This window comes from Oryzihumus sp. JJN4-3R (assembly GCF_057747915.1).
On record NZ_CM173229.1, the window covers coordinates 85,272 to 104,399 of the forward strand.

Sequence of the window (19,128 nt, forward strand, 5' to 3'; positions counted from 1 at the left end):
TCGTTCTGCGGTGGCTGTCAGGCGTGTGCGTGCAGCGGCTTGCCGGCGAGAGCCAGGTGGGCCTCGCCGAGTGCCTCGTTCTGGGTGGGGTGCGCGTGGATGAGCTGCGCGACGTCGGAGGGCAGGGCCTCCCAGTTGTAGATCAGCTGGGCCTCGCCGACCTGCTCGCCCATGCGGGCGCCGATCATGTGGACGCCCACGACGGGGCCGTCCTTCTCGCGGACCAGCTTGATGAAGCCCTGCGTCTGCAGGATCTGGCTCTTGCCGTTGCCGCCGAGGTTGTACTCGTAGGTCTCGACCTCGCCGTACTTCTCCGTGGCCTGGGCCTCGGTGAGACCCACGGAGGCGATCTCGGGCTCGCAGTAGGTGACCCGCGGGATACCCATCTCGTCGATGACCGGCGGGTTGAGCCCGGCGATCTCCTCGGCGACGAAGATGCCCTGGGCGAAGCCGCGGTGGGCCAGCTGCAGGCCGGGGACGATGTCGCCGACGGCGAACACCCCGGCGACGTTGGTGCGCAGGCGCTCGTCGGTGAGGACGAAGCCGCGGTCCATGGCCACGCCTTGCTCCTCGTAGCCCATGCCGCTGGCGTTGGGGCCGCGGCCGACGGCGACGAGCAGCAGGTCGGCCTCGATGGTCTCGCCGGACTCCAGCGAGACGGTGACGGTGTCGCCGGACTGGGTGGCGCCGGCGAACTTCACGCCGGTCTTGAACGCGATCTTGCGCTTGCGGAAGGAGCGCTCGAGCTGCTTGGAGATGGCCTCGTCCTCGGCGGCCACGAGCCGGGGCAGGGCCTCGACGATGGTGACCTCGGAGCCGAAGGAGCGGAAGACGGAGGCGAACTCGACGCCGATGACGCCGCCGCCGAGGACGACCACGCGGCCAGGGACGTCCTCGAGGAAGAGCGCCTGCTCGCTGGTCATGACGCGGCCGGTGACCTCCAGGCCAGGCAGCGTCTTGGCGTAGGAGCCGGTGGCGAGGACGACGTGCTTGCCGACCAGGGTGCGCCCGCCGGCCTCGACGGTGTTGGGGGCGACCAGGCGGCCCTCGGCCTCGACCAGCTCGACCTTGCGCGACTTCACCAAGCCCTGCAGGCCCTTGTAGAGGCGGCCGATGACGCCGTCCTTGTAGGCGTTGACGCCCTTCATGTCCACGGACTCGAACGTCGTCTTGACGCCGAACTGCTCGCCCTCGCGGGCGGTGTCGGCGACCTCGGCCGCGTGCAGCAGCGCCTTGGTCGGGATGCAGCCCATGTGCAGGCACGTGCCGCCGAGCTTGCCCTTCTCGACGAGGGCCACCGACAGGCCGAGCTCTGCGGCCCGGAGCGCGCAGGCGTACCCACCGCTGCCGCCGCCGAGGATGACGATGTCGAAGTTCTCGGCACCTGCCGACATATCGCTGACGCTCCCTTGCGTTCCGCGCTGACCTGATCGTGCCCCCGGAGCCCGCCGCACGGCATACCGGCGGTGGCGGAGGCGTCAGGAGGCATCTTGTCACTTCTTCACGGCGGAGTCGCACGCAGGTATGCCGCGTGCCCGGGTGCGCGGCGCCTCGCGCCCGCGCGCGGGTTACGGGACGGGGATGCCGCGGGTCAGCCGCGGGCGGACAGGCCGTGCAGGACTGCGCACCCGGAGGCGACGTCGCGCTCCGCCGCGAGGGCCCGCCCGACCCAGTCCGTGCGGGCCCGGCCCTCGGGGGTCGCGCCCGTGCCGTCGACGCACCACGAGGCCCACGACTCGGCGAAGTCCTCCTCCGGCGAGGTGGCCGCGTAGGGCGAGACGAACGCCGTGCGGTGCCGGGCGTAGAAGGTGCGCAGCGCGGTGAGCCGGGCCGCCTCGGTCGGCTGCTCGTCGGCGCGGACCCACTCCCGGAACAGGCCGGTCGTCCACGCGGCGTCCAGGAAGCCCAGGAGGAGGCTGCCCTGCCGCAGGCAGCCGGTGACGGTCAGGTAGGTCGGGCAGTCGCGGCCGGTGTGGCTGCGGTCCATCTGCCCGGTGCCAAGGCTGACGAGGTGGGCGACCTCGTGGGCGATGGTGAGCAGCAGCTGGTGGTCGTCGCCGGCGTCCAGGCGCAGGGCCAGCCGCCAGCTGCCCGGGTCGTCGCCCGCGGGCTCGACGTCGCCGAGGAGCTGGCCCTCGGGGGAGTCGTCGGGGCCGTCGAAGACGACCAGCTCGGCCAGGTGCGACCGCACGGGCGCGGGGGTGGCCGTGAGGACGACCCGCCACAGGTCGGCGTCGCAGGCGCGGACGTGGTCGAGGCCGTCGACCGGCTCGAGCCGGCCGGCGCGCACGGCGTAGGCCCGGCGCAGCCGCAGGTGCGGGCCGAGGCTGCTGATGGGGGAGAACCGGTCGCCCGGCGGCGCGTGCAGCGCCCGCTCGGAGCTCCCGGTGGAGGTCTGACCGGGAAGCCCGGTGGAGGTCGCGTCTGCGGTGGTGCAGGCAGCGGCCAGGGGCCAGCGCGGTGCGGTCGACAGGAGGTTCGGTGTCGCCGTCAGCAGGGCGTCCACGCTGGTGCGCCGCGAGGCGATGGAGGTGCCCGCGGCGCTCGTGGTCGTGCTGGTCGTGCCGGTCGAGCTGGCCGTGCTCGTCGCCGGCGAGGTCGCGCTCGTGGTCGCGGCGGTCGTCGTGGTCGTCGTGGTCGTGGTGGTCGTGCCCACCGGCAGGTGGCTGCCCGCGGCCGGCGCGGCGGGCAGCAGCGGGACGAGCGCCAGCAGGGCGACCGGTGGTACGACCCCGGCCACCCACCGGGACCGCCGCGGTGCGCGCACGGCGGGGAGCCTCGCACCCGGCCGCACGGCACACGTCCCACTTTGCCCAATCCTGACGCGCGCCGATAGGCCCAAATGCGCGTCGCCGCAGCAGGGCCGGACCTACAGTCGGCTCATGAGGTGGTGGGACCGGCTGCGGCGTCGCGGCTCGCGCGCGGGTCGCGCCGACGGGCCGGACATGGCGATAGACGCCGGGACGGTGCGCGCCTACCTGGCCGACTTCGCCCGCACGCACCGCGGGGTCGAGGCCTACGTCGAGCCGGCCACCAACGTCACCGCGACGACGGTCGTGCTCGTAGCGCACGACGGGGAGTGGACCCGCCGCGCCGTCCCGTCCCCCAAGGCGGCGTTCGAGTTCGCGCGCTCGCTGGGGATCCCCGTCTACGACGTGCACCAGACCGGCTACCCACGGCGGATGCGCGAGTGGACCTCCCGGCAGCGGCGTCGGTGAGCCCAGGCCGGGACGGCAGGAGAGGATGGGGCCGATGCCTTCCCGCCTCCCGCTGCTCGCGTCCCTGACCGCCGCGACCCTCCTGGGGGTGGTGGCGGCCGGCTGCGGCGCCGGCCAGGCGCAGCGGTCGGTCACGACCACCTCGACCTCGCCACACAGTTCCACGGCCACCGGCTCGCCCGCGCCGTCGACGCCGCCCGGCACCACGCGGGGTGCGCCCACCGCCACCGCCACCGGCTCCGTCCCGCACGTGGCGCCGACGCCCGACGCCGCCCAGCGCGCCCTGGCCCGGATGAGCCTGGCGCAGCGCGTCGGCCAGCTCTTCATGGTCGGCTCGCCCGCGTCCTCGCCGAGCGCGGCGACCGCGGCGACGATCACGCGCTACCACGTCGGCAACGTCATGCTCACCGGCCGCAGCCGGAGCGGGACGGCCGCACCGGCCCGCACCGCGGCCGCCCTGCGGGCCCGCGCGACCGTCGCCGCCACGGACGGGGTGCGCCTGTTCGTCTCGACCGACCAGGAGGGCGGGCTCGTCCAGGTCCTCAGCGGTCCCGGCATCTCCGCCATCCCCAGCGCCCTGACCCAGGGCGGGATGTCGCCCGCGAGCCTGCAGTCGGCGGCGGCGCGGTGGGGCCACCAGCTGCGCGTGTCCGGGGTGAACCTCGACCTGGCGCCGGTGCTCGACGTCGTGCCCGGCCCGGCGGCGGCCCGGGCCAACCCGCCGATCGGGGTGTTCGGGCGCGAGTACGGCTACACCACCTCGACCGTCACCACCCACGGGCTGGCCTTCGCCGCCGGGCTGCGCTCCGCCGGGGTGGGCGTGGCGGTCAAGCACTTCCCGGGCCTGGGCCGCGTGCACCAGAACACCGACACCAGCCCCTCGGTCACCGACACCGTGACGACCCGGCACGACCCGCTGCTGGCCCCGTTCGCCGCGGCCGTGCACTGGGGGACGCCGTTCGTCATGGTCTCGACGGCGACCTACGCGCGCATCGACCCCGCTCACCCGGCGGCGTTCTCGCCCACCGTGATCGGCGGGATGCTGCGCCACGACCTCGGCTTCGGCGGCGTGGTCATCTCCGACGACCTGGCGGCGGCGCGGCAGGTGGCTCGCTGGAGCCCGGGCTCGCGCGCGGTGCAGTTCCTGGCCGCCGGAGGCGACATGGTCCTCGTGGTCGACCCGACCCCGGTGGCCGCCATGCAGCAGGCGGTGCTGGCCCGGGCGTCGTCGGACAAGGCGTTCCGTGCCACCGTCGACGCCGCCGCCCTGCGGGTGCTGCGCGCCAAGGCCGCCGCCCACCTGCTGCCCTGAGACGCGGGGCCGTCGTCCTCGCCCTGAGGTCGCGCCCCGCCGTCTGCCCCCGGAGCCAGCGCGACCTCCGGACCAAATCCGGTGGTGGGGCGTCGCCGCCCGTGCGAGTGTGGGCCCACCATCGAGGCAGGAGGTACGCATGTCCGCCAGTCACGACACCCCGCACCCGGAAGGCGCGAGCGAGGACGTCAAGGCGAAGTTCCGCGAGGCACTCGAGCGCAAGCACGCCCACGGCGGCCGGGACGTCACCGGGGGGTCCGACCCCTCCAAGGTCCACGACGCCCACGGCCCGGCCCACACCCAGCAGATGTTCCGCCGCAAGAGCGGCTGAGCCACCCGGCATACCGGGCTGACGACGCCGGCCACCTCCCCTCACGGGAGGTGGCCGGCGTCGCGTGCGCTGTATGCCGTGTGCGGGCGGCTGCGGTCAGCCCGCCGTCGCGTAGCGCTCCAGGGTGGCCACGAGCGCGCCGACCCCGAAGCCGGTGGCGCCCTTGGGGGTGTATCCCCACGGAGCGGACTCGTTGAACGACGGGCCGGCGATGTCGAGGTGGGCCCACGGGATGCGGCCCTCGCCCTTGTCCTGCTCGGGGATGAACTCGCCGAGGAAGATGCCGGCGGTGAGCATGCCGCCCATCCGGTCGCCCTTGTGGGCGATGTCGGCGATCTGGCTGTCGAGGTTGGGGCGCATGTCGGCCGGCAGCGGCATCGGCCACAGGGTGTCGCCGGTCACGGCGCCGGCGGCCCGGACTGCGTCCCGCAGGACGTCGTCGTTGGCCATGACGGCGGCGACCCGGTTGCCCAGGGCGATCTGCTGGGCGCCGGTCAGCGTGGCGATGTCGATGATCGCGTCCGGCTTCTGCTCGCCGGCGAGGACGAGGCCGTCGGCCATGACCATGCGGCCCTCGGCGTCGGTGTCGATGATCTCCACCGTCTTGCCGCCGCGCATGGTGACGACGTCGCCGGGGCGCTGGGCGTTGGAGCCGGGCATGTTCTCGGCCAGGCACAGGTAGCCGGTGACCGCGACGGGCAGCTCGAGCTCGGCGGCGGCGAGGACCGTGGCGGCCACGGCGGCGGCACCGGCCATGTCGGACTTCATCGTCAGCATCGAGGCCGGGGGCTTGATGCACAGGCCGCCGGAGTCGAAGGTGATGCCCTTGCCGACGAGGGCGACGTGGGCCTTGGCCTTGCTCGGGGCGTAGGTCATCGTCACGATGCGCGGCGGGCGGGCCGAGCCCTGGCCGACGCCCATGATGCCGCCGAAGCCGCCCTTGAGCAGGGCCTTCTCGTCCAGCACCGAGACCTTGACGGCGGTCTTGGCGGCGCGCTCCTTGACCGAGTCGGCGAAGGTCTGCGGGTAGAGCAGGTTCGGCGCGGTGTTGACCAGGTCGCGGGCGTAGGCGCGGGCGCCCGCCAGCGTGGTCGCGCGGGCCACCGCGGCCTTGACGTCCTTGGCCTTGGCCTCGTCGGTGAGCACGGTCAGGGCACTCGGCGGCTGGCTGGTCGCCGGCTGGCTGCGGTGGGCGTCGAAGGCGTAGGCGCCGTAGAGCGCGCCCTCGGCGACGGCGCCGACGGCCGCGGCCCCGGAGCCGGGCAGCGCCAGCGCGACCTTGTCCACCCCGGTCAGGGCGCGGGTCGCGGCACCGGCGGCGCGGCGCAGGACCTCGTGGTCCCAGGCCCCGCCGCGGGCCGCGGCGCCGACGCCGGTGAGGACGACCAGCGGGGCGGTGACGCCGGGCACGGCCGGGAGCTTGACGACCTCGTCGGGGGTTCCCTTGGCGGACAGCGTCTTCAGCGCGGTCGCCAGGTGCTCGGCGGTGGCCTTGCCCAGACCGTGCCCGGGGGCCAGGCCCGCGCCGGAGTCGGTCTTGACGGTGGCGAGGACGAGGGCGTCAGCCTTGACGTCGCTCGCGGAGCGGTCGGAGACGGTCAGGGTCGTCACGGGGGTCCATTTCGTCGAGGTGCTGGGGGTGCGGCTGTGCTTCGCCGCAACGGGGGGCGGGCCACCTCCGGAGGCGAGGGACACGGCATACCGAGGTGCCCTGTCCGACCGCGGGCGGGTGCGGCCCACCGCCCGAGGATAGCCACCCGGTCGTGGCGGTAGGTTGCGCGTCATGACGACGACGCTGAAGACCTCGCCGCTGCACGACCGCCACGTCGCCCTCGGGGCGAAGATGGCCGACTTCGGGGGCTGGGAGATGCCGATCGAGTACCCCGGCGGCGGCGTCGTGCGCGAGCACACCGCGGTGCGCGAGCGGGTCGGCATCTTCGACGTCAGCCACCTGGGCAAGGCCGGCGTCCGCGGTCCGGGCGCGGCGGAGTTCGTCAACGCGTGCCTGACCAACGACCTGGGCCGGATCGCGCCGGGCCAGGCGCAGTACACCCTGTGCTGCGACGAGGACGGCGGCGTCGTCGACGACCTCATCGCCTACCTCAAGGCCGACGACGACGTCTTCCTCATCCCCAACGCCGCCAACACCGCCGAGGTCGTGCGCCGGCTGGCGGCGGCCGCGCCCGAGGGCGTCGAGGTGACCGACCTGCACGAGCGCTACGGCGTCATCGCGGTCCAGGGCAACGACAGCGACGCCGTGCTGGAGGCGCTCGGGCTGCCGACCGGGCACGACTACATGTCCTTCGTCGAGGCCGACTGGCAGGGCCGGCCGGTCATCGTCTGCCGCACCGGCTACACCGGTGAGCGCGGCTACGAGCTGGTCCCGCTGTGGGACGACGCCCCCGCCCTCTGGGACGCCCTCGTGGAGGCGGCCGCGCCGTTCGAGGGGCTGCCCTGCGGCCTCGGCGCCCGCGACACGCTGCGCACCGAGATGGGCTACCCCCTCCACGGCAACGACCTGAGCCGTGACATCACCCCGGTGCAGGCCCGCGCCGGCTGGGCGGTCGGCTGGAAGAAGCCGCAGTTCTGGGGCCGCGACGCCCTGGCCGCCGAGAAGGCCGCCGGCGCGCGCCGCACCTCCTGGGGCCTGCTGGCCACCGGCCGCGGTATCCCGCGTGCCCACTGCGAGGTCCGCTCACCCTCCGGGGAGGTCATCGGGGAGGTCACCTCGGGCACCTTCTCGCCGACGCTGAAGCAGGGCATCGCGCTGGCACTGCTGGCGCCCGGCACCGTCGAGGGCGACACGGTCGTGGTCGACGTGCGCGGCCGCGATCTCGAGGCCCGCGTGGTCAAGCCCCCGTTCGTCCAGGTCAACGTCCGCGCCGACTGATCCTCACACCGACAGACTTCGCCCGCGCGTCCTCCGCAAACCGAGAGACTCTGCGGGGGTGCGAGACATCAGGCGTCACCTGGCCGTCGGACCGCACTGCGGCCGTAGTCCCAGACTCCGCCGTCGAGGTTCTCGCGGGCGAGGTCCAGGTGCCCGGTGTGGCCGGCGTTGTCGTACAGCAGGTGGAGCAGGACTCCCCGGATGGTCTCCTGGCGATAGCCGCCCCAGGCTCCTTCGGGCCACCAGCCCGGGGCTGCATCGCCGGCCAGATGCTCCACCGCGGCGCAGGCCCGTGCGGTGTCGCGGCGCAGCTGGGGCAGGAGCTCGGCGACGGGCAGCTCCGGGTCGTTGTCCCAGCGGGCGTCCTCATCGAGCGTGGTCGGGTGGCCGGCGGCGACGTGGTGCAGCCAGAACCACGTGCACGCGTGCACATGGCCCACGAGGCCGGCGATGGACCATCCCGAGGGGGCCGCGGGCTCACGCACCTGTGCGTCGGTCAGTCCCTCGACGGAGCGGCAGACCCGCTCGGTGCTGTGCCGGACCCAGCCCAGCAGCTCCTCGGTCACGGGGTCACGGGGCGTTGTCGTCTGTGTCATGTCCCGAGGTCGGAGCTGCATGACGCCTCTCGACATGACGTCGGCGAGAAGTTGCGACGATGTCGAGAAGTCGTGTCGCTGCTCCGACAGGATGACGGAGCCACCGGCCTCCGAGCACCAGTCACCGTCCTGAAGGAGCAGTCGTGAAGTACGTCATCCTCATCCACTCCAACCCGCGCCCCTGGGGGCACCCCACGGCGGACTACCTGCCCGAGCGCCAGGCCATGGCCCAAGCAGACCGGGACCGCCTCAACCGGGAGTTCGAGAAGGGATTCGCCGAGGTCCTGGAGCGCGGCGAGCTCGTCCACGCGGAGGCGCTCGCGGCACCCTCCAGCGCGCGACTGTTCCGCTGGCGGGATGGGGACCGGATCCCCTCGGACGGGCCCTATGCGGAGGGCAAGGAGCACTTCGCCGGCTTCTTCCTCATCGACGTGGAGAGCCAGGAACGCGCGGAGGAGATCGCCCAGCTCTTCGGCTGCCCGGGAGAGACGGTCGAGCTGCGTCCCGTCATGAGCGGCGGGTCGGACGAGTCGTAGACAGGCCGTGGAGCACCGTTGAGCACCGCTGACTTCGAGGACGTGTGGCGTCGGGAGGCGCCACACGTCCTGGCCGCGCTGGCCCGCCGCCACGACAGCTTCGCCGACTGTGAGGACGCCGTCCAGCTCGCGCTGGTCGCGGCGTCCGAGCAGTGGCCGGTCGATGGAGTCCCGGCAAGTCCCGCGGGTTGGCTGAGGCGAGTGGCTGAGCGCCGCCTGGTCGACATGATGCGGGCCGACGGTTCCCGACGGCGGAGGGAGGAGAAGGCGGCCCGTCTCGACGGTGCCGTGGGGCCGGTGGTGCCCGACGGCGCCCTCCCGGGCCAGGACGGGAAGGACGACCCCCTGCTGCTGCTGGTGCTGTGCGCCCACCCCGCGTTGACGCCGCCGTCCCAGGTGGCACTGATGCTGCGTGCCGTTGGCGGCCTGACGACACGGGAGATCGCCGCGTGCTTCTTCGTGCCGGAGGCGACCATGGCGCAGCGCATCAGCAGGGCGAAGGCGACCCTTCGGGAGACCGGCGCACGTCTCGAGCCGCCGCCGAGGTCGGCGCTGCCGATCCGGCTCCACGCCGTGCGGCACGCCATTGCGCTGCTCTACACCCAGGCCCACTCCCTCGGGGAACGAGCGCCGGGCCAGGACGAGGGGCAGGACTCGCTGCTCGACCGGACCGCCCTGCGCCTGGCGCGCGAGCTCCATCGCCTGGCGCCGGCCGACCCGGAGAACGCCGGCCTGTTGGCGCTGCTGCTGCTCACGTCCGCCCGCGCCGCGGCTCGCCTGGACCCGGCGGGAGACCTCATCCCGCTCGAGGAGCAGGACCGGGGGCGCTGGGACCGTGCGCTCATCGCCGAGGGGACCGCGTTGCTGGAGCGGACACTTCCTGTGGGCTACGTCGGGTCGTTCCAGCTCCAGGCAGCCATCGCTGCGGTTCACGCCGAGGCGCCTTCGGCCACGTCGACCGACTGGGCGCAGGTCCTGGTGCTCTACGGAATGCTCGAGCAGGTCGACCCGACACCCGCCGTCACCCTGGGGCGGGCGATCGCCACCGCCGAGGTGGTCGGTCCGCAGGCCGGGCTCGAGATCCTGAGCCGGCTGCCGGAGGCCAACCACCGACGACACGCCGCCGCCGGCCACATGCTCCTCCGGATGGGGAGAGGTGCGCAGGCCCGGGCGGGGTTCCTGCGCGCAGCGGAGCTGACGCGAAGCGTGCCCGAGCAGCGCTACCTCAACAGGCTCGCCACCAACGACGGCTAGGCGGCGTGGGGGAGGAGGACCGCCGCGAGGCTGAGACTCGCCGCGAGGCCGGCCTCGACGACGGCGCCGAGCACGTCGCCGGTGACGCCGCCCAGCCGCGTCGTGCACCGGCGCAGCACGGCCAGGCCCGCCAGCACCGCGGCGACCCACAGCGCCGGCCCGAGCCACCACCGGGAACCGGCCAGCAGCCCGACCGCGACCGACAGACCGAGCACACCCACGGAGGCCACGGCCACGGCGAACCGCGGGACCGAGCCCGCGACGGTCGCGCCCAGGCCCGACGGTCGGGCCGAGGGCACCCCGGCGCGGCAGGCCCACGTCAGCCCGTGGCGGCTGAGCAGGACGCAGAGCCCGGCCAGCGCGATCCCGGTCCACGAGCCGGCCAGCGCCGACAGCGCCGCGGCGTCGACCAGCAGCACCAGCGCCACGGCGGCCACGCCACTGGGGCCGATGTCGCTGCGGTGCATGACCTCCAGGGCGCGCTCGCGGTCGTAGCCGGAGGACAGCCCGTCGGCGGTGTCGGCGAGCCCGTCGAGGTGCATCGCGCGGGTGCCCAGCACGGTGGTCGCCAGCGCCAGGACAGCGCCCAGCAAGGGCGGTGCCGCCCACCAGTGGAGCAGCCCGGCGACCGCGACCAGGCCGAGAGCCAGGGGCAGCGCGGCCAGCGGGGCCAGGGCCATCGCCTGCCCCCCGACCCGACGGTCGACCCGACGCGGCGGCGGCACCGGCAGCGCCGTCAGGGTGCCGAAGGCCAGCCGCAGGCCGTCAGTCATGGGGGCGACCAGGACCGGTTGGTGGCTCCGGGGGCCGCCGGCGGTCGGGCTGAAGGCCGTCGGGCGGCACGTGGAGCCGGCGCCCGCTCAGAACGGCACGACCGGGCAGTCGGACAGGTCGACGACCCGCCCCGCCACGACGAGGAACACCCGGTCGCAGGCCGCGCTGACCGCCGCGTTGAGGCGGCCCAGCTCGTCGCGGAACAGCCGGCCGGACGCGGTGTCCGGGACGACGGACAGGCCCACCTCGTTGGTCACCATCACCACGTCGACGACGGCCGAGCGCAGCACGGTGAGCAGCTCCTCGGTGCGCTTCTCCAGGTGCCGGCCGGTGCCCTGGGGGTCGCCCCAGCCGTCGATGTCGTCGATCTGGCGGGTGAGCCACGTGCCCAGGCAGTCCACGAGGACGGGGGAGTAGGCGGAGTCGATGGCGGCCGCGAGCCGGGGCGTCTCGACCGTCGACCACCAGGCCGGTCGGCGCAGCCGGTGGCGCCAGACCCGGTCGCTCCACTCCTGGTCGTTGCCGTCGGGGACGTTTCCCGTGGCGATGTAGGTCACCCGGGCGCGGTGGTCCAGCAGGCTCTCGGCGTATCGGCTCTTGCCGCTGCGGGCACCGCCGGTCACGAGCGTCGTGGTCATCGGTCGTGGTCCTCGAAGATCACCTCAGCGTCGAAGGCGGCGCGACGCACCGCCCGGCGCAGGGTAGCAAGCACGGGTCGGCCCGCAACCAGGACCAGGGCCGCGGTCAGCACGCCCCGCGGGACGTCCCAGCCGAGCGAGGTCGCGAGGTAGAAGGCGGCGTAGTGGCCGAGGTTCGAGGTGACGTCGTCGCCCGGCACGAAACCTGCTCCGGTTGGCGCGCTGGCACCCATGAACGGCCAGAACCACAGGTTCATGACCGCGCCGTAGACCAGCCCGGCAACCAGCCCGTATGCCGCGAGCATGGTCCGCTCGACCCTGCCGTTGGCGGGGGGCAGCAGGGCGGCCCCGAGGGCCACCCAGCCGGCGGCGATCATCTGGAACGGCAGCCACGGGCCGACGCCGCCGGTGAGGAAGGCGCCGGTGAGCACCGCCAGCGCGCCGAGGACGAACCCGGCGCTACGGCCCAGGACCCGCCCGGCCAGCACCAGCAGGAAGAACATCGGCTCCAGGCCCGCCGTCCCGGCGCTCAGCACCCGCAGGGCGCCGCCCATGGCGGCCAGCACGCCGAGCACGGCCACGGCGCGGGCGTCGAGCTGACCGGCGGACACCTCGGCGAGGACCACCAGCGCGAGCAGCCCGAGCAGCACCGCGAAGAGCCAGGGCGCGTCCTGGCCGTGGGCGAGGCCGACGCTGGGGTCGACCATGAACGGCCAGCCGAAGGAGGCGATGCCGACCACCGTCACCAGCAGGAGCGAGACGGCGCCCTGCCAGCGGATGGTCATCACGACGCGCGCTCCAGGGCGGCGGTGACGTCGGCGACCGTCAGGTAGGGCAGCGGGTGGACGATCTTGGCGACCTGCGGCGCGAACGCCGGCGAGCCGGAGAGCACGCCGCGTGCCGGCCCCTCAGCGACGACCTCGCCGTCGGCGATGACGACGACGTCCGTGGCGACCTCGGCGGCCAGCTCGACGTCGTGCGTGGCCAGCAGCACGGTGTGGCCTGCGGCGGCCAGGTCCCGCAGCACCACGACGAGCCTTGCCTTGGCCTGGTAGTCCAGCCCCCGGGTGGGCTCGTCCAGCAGCAGCACCTGCGGCCGGCCGGTGAGGATCACCGCCAGGGCCAGGCTCAGCCGCTGCCCCTCGGACAGGTCCCGGGGGTGCGCCTCGTCCGGGACGTCTCCGGCGATGGTGCGCAGCAGGGCGCGGGCGGTGCCGGGCGCGGCGGCGAAGTCCCCGTCGGCCGCGCGGCACTCCTGCGCCACCGAGTCGGCGTAGAGCAGCACCGTCGGGTCCTGCGGCACCAGCCCGACATGGCCGACCAGCTCGCGCGGGGCCGTCGCCGAGGGCGTCAGGCCGGCGACCCGGACCCGGCCGGCGGCCGGCGTGAGCTGGCCCGCGAGGGCGCCCAGCAGGGTCGACTTCCCGGCCCCGTTGCGGCCCATCACCGCCGTGACCGAGCCGGGGGCAACCTGGAGGTCGAGACCGCGCAACGCCACGGCGGCGCCGCGGCGCACGACCAGGCCGGCGACGTCGACCGGAGGGGTCGCGGGGGTCGACGGCGAGGCCGGGGTCGCGGGCACCGGGGTGCTCGCGCGCAGGGCGGGCCCACCGGCAGGGCCAGGCGCGGCGCCGACCGGGACCACCCGGTCCTGCTGGCGCTGCTCGTGGTCGGTCGTGAGCAGCTGACGCAGGGACCCGGCCCGTCGGCGGGCGTCGCGCACCGAGAGGGGCAGCGGGGCCCAGCCGGAGACCCGGCCCAGGCCGATCACCGGCGGGAAGACGGGGGAGCCGACCATCGCGTCGGCGGGCTCCAGCAGGGCCGACACGTGGCCGTCGTCGACGAGCAGCACGCGGTCGGCGTGGTGGATGACCCGCTCGAGCCGGTGCTCGGCGAGGACGACGGTGATGCCGACGTCGTGCACGAGGCGGGTGAGGGCCGAGAGCACGTCCTCGGCGGCGACGGGGTCGAGGGCGGACGTGGGCTCGTCCAGGACGAGGATCCGCGGACCGGCGGCAAGGACCGCGCCGATCGCGACGCGCTGCTGCTGGCCGCCGGACAGGTCGCGCAGGGACCGTCCGCGCACCTCGGCCAGGCCCAGGAGGTCGAGGGTCTCCTCGACCCGGCGGCGCATGGCCGTGGCGTCCACGCCCAGCGCCTCCATGCCGTAGGCGATCTCCTCCTCGACGGTGTCGGTGACGAACGAGGCGGTCGGGTCCTGCACGACGACGCCGACCAGGTCGGCCAGGTCCCGCGGCCGGTGGGTCCGGGTGTCGCGCCCGTCGAGGACGACGCGTCCGGTCAGCGTGCCGCCGGAGAAGTGCGGCACCAGGCCGTTGATGCAGCGCAGCAGGGTGGACTTGCCGCTGCCGGTCGGGCCGACCACGAGCACCAGCTCACCCTCGGGGACGGTGAAGTCGGCGCCGCGGAGCGCGGGAGCCGCGGCACCGGCATACGTCACGCTGACGTCGTGGAACTCGATCACGTTGGCACCTCGACGTTCTCGCGGGGGGCGGCACGGGTGGCGGCCGCGAGGGCCGCGCGCTGCGGCGGGCAGGGGCTCAGCCACGCCGCGGCGGCGGCCACCCCGATCGCGAGCACCGCGACCAGCGGGAGCTGTGGCAGCGTGGCCGGCACCTGGACCGGGGTGATCCCGGCCCAGCCCTGCTGGTCGCCGACGACGAGCGCGGCGGCAGGGACGAGGCCGCAGAGGGCGACCCCCCACTCGGGCAGGGCCCAGGGGTCACGGCGGTAGCGGGTGCGCGGGTCCCGACGCGCGCCGGTGGCCAGCGCGATGCCGGCGAGCACGACGCCGAGCAGCAGCAGCGGCAGCCCGAGCAGCGGTGGGGTGGAGCCGTCGAGCAGGCCGTAGAGCCCGGCGAGCACCCCGAGCAGACCGACCAGCGTGAGGGCGCTGGCGCGGCGCCGGGAGCCCACGCTGTGGTGCACGGCTCGACCGTACCCGCGGGACTCCATCGACGCGGCCAGCGACAGGGACCGGTCCAGGGCGCCCTCGAGCACCGGCACCGCGAGCCGGGCCATCTCGCGCAGCCCGCGCCCGGTGTGCCCGCGCAGCCGTCGCGCGGCGCGCACCCGGGCGGCGTCCTCGACCATCTGCGGGGCGTAGGTGAGGGCCACGACCACGGCGGTGCCCACGTCATACAGCGTCGCGGGCACGTAGCGCAGCAGCCGCCGCGGGCTCGCCAGGGCGTTCGTGGCGCCGAGGCAGGCGAGGATGGCCGCGAGGCGCATCCCGTCGTATGCCGCGGCGAGCACCCCTTCCAGGGTCACCGCACCACCCAGCCGCACGCCCGCGCTCCAGGCCGGAAGCGGGACCTCCGGCAGCCGGAAGAGGACGACGCGGCCGCTCACGCCGCCGCCGAGGACGACGGCGGTCACGACGCGCAGGCCGACCGCCACCAGGCCGATGAGCAGGAAGCTGGTGAAGGCATCGGTGGCCCCCAACTCACGGCGCTCCAGCACCACCCACCACGCCACGGCCGCGATGAGCAGCAGCAGGAACGGGTTGGTGGTGCGGGAGGCCGCGGTGGCCAGGCCGATGCCCCAGACCCACCACGCGACCGGGTGGAGCAGTCGCGGGAGGCTGGGGCGATCGGCGGCTTGGAGCATGAGTCTCCTTGCGGGACAGGGGTGCTCAGGCTCGGCTGCGGCGACGCAGGGCCACGCCGCCGACGAGGAGCACGACGAGCACGATCACGCCGATGAGCAGCAGGGTGCCGGTGGACGTGCCAGAGTCGGCCTTGGCCGCGGCCGGGGCGTCGGCCTTCTTTGCGGCGGCGATGGTCACCGGGGTGTCGGCCGCCTTGGCGGCGGCGGACAGCGTCTTGACCTCACCGCCGCAGCCGGTGGTCGGCCAGTTGTCGATGGCGCACGTCAGGCCCTTGTCGGCGCGGACGCTGGCCACGGCGGCGAGCACCTCGGCGCCGGTCGCCTGCGGGTCCACGACCGCGCACCTGGCGGCCGGCGCCGGCGGGGTGCCGGTCTCGGCGTCGGCCGGACGGCCGTAGTCCAGGACCAGACCGACGCGCTTCTTCCCGGCGACGGCCGGGGTCGCGCCGCAGATGTCCTCGAAGGACGGGGTCGCACGGGGCAGGCGGGTCGAGCTCTCGTCGCCGACCGCGAAACGCCATCCTTCGACGGCGCCGTCCTTGGGCGTGACCTTGTCGGGGCCGGTCTGGGCGAACGCCCACTTGCCGGACTGGAGGTGGTAGTAGCCCCAGTAGCGGTAGGCCGCGGCGTGCGCGGCGCCGGCCGGGGCCAGTGCGGTGAACAGGGCCGCCAGCAGGGCGACGAGGGTGAGCAGGGCAGCCGGGCGCGCGGGGGCGCGCAGGGCTGCGGGGCGCGAGTGGGACATCAGACCTCTCCTCGCGGCCGGTGGCGAGAAGGGCAGGGGCCGGGGCCCAGGTCTGCGCCTTCGGCTCCGGTCCGCATTCCACGACGGACGAACAACACTGGAGCCGACGACCCCAGCAGGTGCTCCGGCTCGTCGTCGGGTGGGTCGCCACGGGGGCGGGGCCACCGACGGCCTACGGTTGCGGGACAGCGCCGGACTCGGACCGGCTTCCCCTGACTGCGGACGTGCGGTGAGCGCACCGTCCCACGCGGCATCGAGGGGTGTCAAAGTGCTGGTCGTCACGAGGAGGGATGCCCCATGACCGGAACCGCGCGTGCGGCTGGGCTGGTCCTGGGCTACGCCGCCGATGCCGTGCTCGGGGACCCCCACCGGGGGCACCCGGTGGCGGTCTTCGGTCGGGTCGCCCGGGCGGCGGAGCGGCGCTGGTGGGCGGACAGCCGCGGGCGCGGAGCGGGATACGCGGTGGCCCTGGTGGCCGGGGCCGGCGGCCTCGGCTGGGCGCTGGAGCGAGCGGCGCGGGCCGGTGCGATGGCCGAGGCGGTCGTGGTGGCCGCGGCGACGTGGACCGTCCTCGGTGGCACCAGCCTGGCCCGCGAGGGTGCGGCCATGACCGGGTTGCTGGACAGCGGGGACCTGCCTGCCGCGCGGCAGCGGCTGGGGCACCTGTGCGCCCGCGACGCGACCGGCCTGGACGGGCCCCAGCTGGCACGGGCCAGCGTGGAGTCCCTGGCGGAGAACACCTCCGACGCGGTCGTGGCGCCGCTGCTGTGGGGTGCGGTGGCCGGCGCCCCCGGCCTGCTGGCCTACCGTGCGGTGAACACCCTCGACGCCATGGTCGGCTACCGCTCACCCCGCCACCACCGCTTCGGCTGGGCCTCGGCCCGGCTGGACGACCTGGCCAACCTCGTGCCCGCACGGGTCTCGGCCCTGCTGGCGACCGCTGCCGCCGGTCTGGTCGGCGGCCGCAGCAGCGATGCGTGGCGGGTCTGGCGGCGCGACGCGGCAGCCCATCCGAGCCCCAACGCCGGGCCGGTCGAGGCGACCTTCGCCGGCGCCCTCGGGGTGCGCCTGGGCGGCGTCAACCGCTACGGGGACGCGGTCGAGGACCGCGGCGTGCTCGACGGTGGGGCCGAGGTGCGCGTTCGCGACCTGCCGCGGGCCGTGTCCCTCTCGCGGGCGGTCGGCGCCGCCGGGCTGGGCGTGGCCGTGGTCGTCGCGGTGGCCGGTCGGGGCGGCCGTCGTGGCTAGGGGGCTGCTGGTGGCCGGGACCACCTCAGATGCCGGCAAGAGCCTGGTCACCGCCGGGCTGTGCCGATGGCTGGCGCGCGAGGGGGTGCGTGTCGCGCCCTTCAAGGCGCAGAACATGTCGAACAACTCGATGGTCTGCGCCGACGGGGCCGAGATCGGCCGGGCGCAGTGGACGCAGGCGGTGGCGGCGCGGGCCGTGCCCGAGGCGGCGATGAACCCGGTGCTGCTCAAGCCCGGCTCCGACCGCCGCTCCCACGTGGTGCTCATGGGACGGCCCTTCGGTGAGCTGCGCGCCGGGGAGTGGGCGACCGGGCGCCGCGTGCTCGCCGAGCGGGCGTTCGAGGCGTTCGAGGACCTCGCCGGCCGCTACGACGTGGTCATCGCCGAGGGCGCGGGCAGCCCGGCGGAGATCAACCTGCGCGAGGGCGACTACGTCAACATGGGCCTGGCCCGCGCGGTGGGCCTGCCGGTGGTCGTGGTCGGCGACATCGACCGTGGCGGGGTGCTCGCCGCGATGTACGGCACGCTCGCCCTGCTCGACGAGGCCGACCAGGCCCACGTGCACGGCTGGGTGGTCAACAAGTTCCGCGGCGACCTCGGGCTGCTGCAGCCGGGCCTGCGGATGCTGGAGGAGCGCACGTCCCGTCCCGTGCTGGGCGTCCTGCCCTTCCTGGCCGACGTCTGGCTGGACTCCGAGGACGCGCTCGCCATCGCCGGGTGGTCCGCGGTGGCCGGGGCGCGGGGGGACGCAGCCGCCGGCGCCACGCTCTCGGTGGCCGTCATCCGCTTCCCGCGCGTGTCCAACGCGACCGACGTGGACGCCCTCGCCGCCGAGCCCGGCGTCGACGTGCGGGTGACCGCCGACCCGGACGTGGTCGCAGGCGCCGACCTGGTCGTCCTGCCGGGGACCAGGGCGACCTTGTCGGACCTGGAGTGGCTGCGGGAGCGCGGGCTGGACACCGCCGTCCGTGCGCGGGCGGCGGCGGGCCGTCCGGTGCTGGGCATCTGTGGCGGCCACCAGATGCTCGCCGAGGTCATCGACGACTCCGGCGGCGTCGAGTCCGACTCTCCCGCAACGGTTCCCGGGCTGGGGCTGTTGCCGACTCACGTGACGTTCGAGCCGGAGAAGGTGCTGGGCACCCCGGCCGGGCGGTGGCGCGGGCAGGACGTCACGGCATACGAGATCCACCACGGGACGGCCCGGCTGGTCCCGGGCGCCCGGGACGTGGAGCCGTTCCTCGACGGATGGAGCCGGGGCAGCGTCCACGGCACGACGTGGCACGGGGCGTTCGAGTCCGACGGCTTCCGCCGGGCGTTCCTGGCCGAGGTCGCCCGTCAGGCGGGCGTGGCGTGGCGACCCCGGACGGACGTGCCGGGTTTCGCGGCCCGCCGCGACCTCATGCTCGACCGGCTCGCCGACGCCGTGGAGGAGCACCTGGACACCGCGGCGCTGGTCCGGCTGATGGGGCTGGGCTGACCGAAGGTGTCGCCGGCGGCGGGCACGACCGCCCGGGGTGCCACCCCGCGGGCTCAGGCCGGCGGCTTGACCGCCAGCACCGGGCACTCGGCCTCGAGCAGGATCTGCTGGGCGGTGCTGCCGGTGATGAGCTTGCCGACGGGGGAGCGGCGGCGCAGGCCGATGACGATCAGGTCCGCGCCGACCTCGCGTGCGGCGGCGAGGATCGAGTCGCCGGCGGCGACGTCCTCGGTGGGCTGGCGGACCTCGTGCGGCACCCCGGAGTCGGCCAGCTGCTTCTCGAGGCTGTCGAGGTCGCGGCCCTCGGCGAAGTTGGGGTCGGCGTAGTTGCCGTGGTGGACGGCGTTGACCACGACGAGGCGGGCGTTGTCGCGCTGGGCCTGCGCGACGGCGGCGTCGACCGCGGCAAGGCCCTCGGGTGTGGGGATGTAGCCGGCGAGGATGATCACGGGGGGCTCCCAGGGGTCGGGTCGGGCTGG

General features: G+C 74.9%; 19 protein-coding genes. 8 read left to right on the forward strand and 11 right to left on the reverse strand.

The window, feature by feature from the left end:
• Positions 1-17 precede the first annotated feature (17 nt).
• Both lpdA and AC3ANM_RS00350 read right to left on the reverse strand, forming a co-directional pair.
• On the reverse strand, positions 18-1,394 hold the full coding sequence (gene lpdA / locus AC3ANM_RS00345) for a dihydrolipoyl dehydrogenase (RefSeq protein ID WP_488286152.1): 1,377 nt from the start codon (positions 1,392-1,394) through the stop codon (positions 18-20).
• A gap of 197 nt (positions 1,395-1,591) precedes the next feature.
• Complete coding sequence (locus tag AC3ANM_RS00350) at positions 1,592-2,767, reverse strand: hypothetical protein (RefSeq protein ID WP_488286153.1); 1,176 nt, start codon at positions 2,765-2,767, stop codon at positions 1,592-1,594.
• A gap of 115 nt (positions 2,768-2,882) precedes the next feature.
• Between AC3ANM_RS00350 and AC3ANM_RS00355 the strand changes: the two genes are divergently transcribed.
• The 3 genes from AC3ANM_RS00355 (at position 2,883) to AC3ANM_RS00365 (ending at position 4,861) form a co-directional block, all read left to right on the forward strand.
• Positions 2,883-3,218 (forward strand): hypothetical protein, encoded by a 336-nt coding sequence (locus AC3ANM_RS00355; protein ID WP_488286154.1) that lies wholly within the window; start codon positions 2,883-2,885, stop codon positions 3,216-3,218.
• A gap of 34 nt (positions 3,219-3,252) precedes the next feature.
• On the forward strand, positions 3,253-4,530 hold the full coding sequence (locus AC3ANM_RS00360; protein WP_488286155.1) for a glycoside hydrolase family 3 N-terminal domain-containing protein: 1,278 nt from the start codon (positions 3,253-3,255) through the stop codon (positions 4,528-4,530).
• Between the two features lie 139 nt (positions 4,531-4,669).
• A complete protein-coding gene (locus AC3ANM_RS00365) occupies positions 4,670-4,861 on the forward strand; it encodes a DUF5302 domain-containing protein (protein ID WP_488286156.1) in 192 nt (63 codons plus the stop codon).
• Between the two features lie 96 nt (positions 4,862-4,957).
• Here AC3ANM_RS00365 and AC3ANM_RS00370 read toward each other — a convergent pair whose 3' ends face one another.
• Complete coding sequence (locus AC3ANM_RS00370; protein ID WP_488286157.1) at positions 4,958-6,472, reverse strand: leucyl aminopeptidase; 1,515 nt, start codon at positions 6,470-6,472, stop codon at positions 4,958-4,960.
• Between the two features lie 172 nt (positions 6,473-6,644).
• Here AC3ANM_RS00370 and gcvT point away from each other — a divergent pair, with 172 nt between their 5' ends.
• Positions 6,645-7,751 carry a glycine cleavage system aminomethyltransferase GcvT gene (gcvT, locus tag AC3ANM_RS00375; protein ID WP_488286158.1) on the forward strand — a complete coding sequence of 369 codons (1,107 nt, stop codon included), beginning with the start codon at positions 6,645-6,647 and terminating at the stop codon, positions 7,749-7,751.
• Between the two features lie 68 nt (positions 7,752-7,819).
• Here the strand turns inward: gcvT and AC3ANM_RS00380 are convergent, their stop codons facing one another.
• The gene (locus AC3ANM_RS00380; protein WP_488286159.1) at positions 7,820-8,347 is read right to left on the reverse strand and encodes a DinB family protein; all 528 of its coding nucleotides are present in this window, start codon (positions 8,345-8,347) and stop codon (positions 7,820-7,822) included.
• Positions 8,348-8,490: 143 nt separating this feature from the next.
• On the opposite strand from AC3ANM_RS00380, the gene AC3ANM_RS00385 reads away from it, so the two are divergent.
• Both AC3ANM_RS00385 and AC3ANM_RS00390 read left to right on the forward strand, forming a co-directional pair.
• Positions 8,491-8,883, forward strand: a complete 393-nt coding sequence (locus tag AC3ANM_RS00385) for a YciI family protein (protein WP_488286160.1) — start codon at positions 8,491-8,493, stop codon at positions 8,881-8,883.
• Between the two features lie 18 nt (positions 8,884-8,901).
• Complete coding sequence (locus AC3ANM_RS00390; protein WP_488286161.1) at positions 8,902-10,137, forward strand: RNA polymerase sigma factor; 1,236 nt, start codon at positions 8,902-8,904, stop codon at positions 10,135-10,137.
• Here AC3ANM_RS00390 and AC3ANM_RS00395 read toward each other — a convergent pair.
• The 6 genes from AC3ANM_RS00395 to AC3ANM_RS00420 form a co-directional block, all read right to left on the reverse strand.
• Complete coding sequence (locus tag AC3ANM_RS00395) at positions 10,134-10,910, reverse strand: adenosylcobinamide-GDP ribazoletransferase (RefSeq protein ID WP_488286162.1); 777 nt, start codon at positions 10,908-10,910, stop codon at positions 10,134-10,136. The two genes, AC3ANM_RS00390 and AC3ANM_RS00395, sit on opposite strands and share 4 nt — an antisense overlap.
• Positions 10,911-10,997: 87 nt before the next feature.
• Complete coding sequence (gene cobU / locus AC3ANM_RS00400) at positions 10,998-11,549, reverse strand: bifunctional adenosylcobinamide kinase/adenosylcobinamide-phosphate guanylyltransferase (protein WP_488286163.1); 552 nt, start codon at positions 11,547-11,549, stop codon at positions 10,998-11,000.
• Positions 11,546-12,334 carry an ECF transporter S component gene (locus AC3ANM_RS00405; RefSeq protein ID WP_488286164.1) on the reverse strand — a complete coding sequence of 263 codons (789 nt, stop codon included), beginning with the start codon at positions 12,332-12,334 and terminating at the stop codon, positions 11,546-11,548. The genes cobU and AC3ANM_RS00405 overlap by 4 nt, the downstream gene beginning before the upstream one ends.
• Positions 12,334-14,034, reverse strand: coding sequence for an ABC transporter ATP-binding protein (locus tag AC3ANM_RS00410; protein ID WP_488286165.1), 1,701 nt, complete (start codon positions 14,032-14,034; stop codon positions 12,334-12,336). Before AC3ANM_RS00410 ends, AC3ANM_RS00405 begins: the two co-directional genes overlap by 1 nt.
• Positions 14,031-15,179, reverse strand: a complete 1,149-nt coding sequence (locus tag AC3ANM_RS00415; protein WP_488286166.1) for an energy-coupling factor transporter transmembrane component T — start codon at positions 15,177-15,179, stop codon at positions 14,031-14,033. The genes AC3ANM_RS00410 and AC3ANM_RS00415 overlap by 4 nt, the downstream gene beginning before the upstream one ends.
• A gap of 25 nt (positions 15,180-15,204) precedes the next feature.
• Positions 15,205-15,924 (reverse strand): SCO2322 family protein, encoded by a 720-nt coding sequence (locus AC3ANM_RS00420; RefSeq protein WP_488286167.1) that lies wholly within the window; start codon positions 15,922-15,924, stop codon positions 15,205-15,207.
• Positions 15,925-16,221: 297 nt separating this feature from the next.
• Between AC3ANM_RS00420 and AC3ANM_RS00425 the strand changes: the two genes are divergently transcribed.
• Both AC3ANM_RS00425 and AC3ANM_RS00430 read left to right on the forward strand, forming a co-directional pair.
• Complete coding sequence (locus AC3ANM_RS00425) at positions 16,222-17,172, forward strand: cobalamin biosynthesis protein (protein WP_488286168.1); 951 nt, start codon at positions 16,222-16,224, stop codon at positions 17,170-17,172.
• A gap of 10 nt (positions 17,173-17,182) precedes the next feature.
• Positions 17,183-18,649, forward strand: coding sequence for a cobyric acid synthase (locus AC3ANM_RS00430; protein ID WP_488286169.1), 1,467 nt, complete (start codon positions 17,183-17,185; stop codon positions 18,647-18,649).
• Between the two features lie 53 nt (positions 18,650-18,702).
• Here the strand turns inward: AC3ANM_RS00430 and AC3ANM_RS00435 are convergent, their stop codons facing one another.
• Complete coding sequence (locus tag AC3ANM_RS00435; protein WP_488286170.1) at positions 18,703-19,098, reverse strand: universal stress protein; 396 nt, start codon at positions 19,096-19,098, stop codon at positions 18,703-18,705.
• Positions 19,099-19,128: the final 30 nt, after the last annotated feature.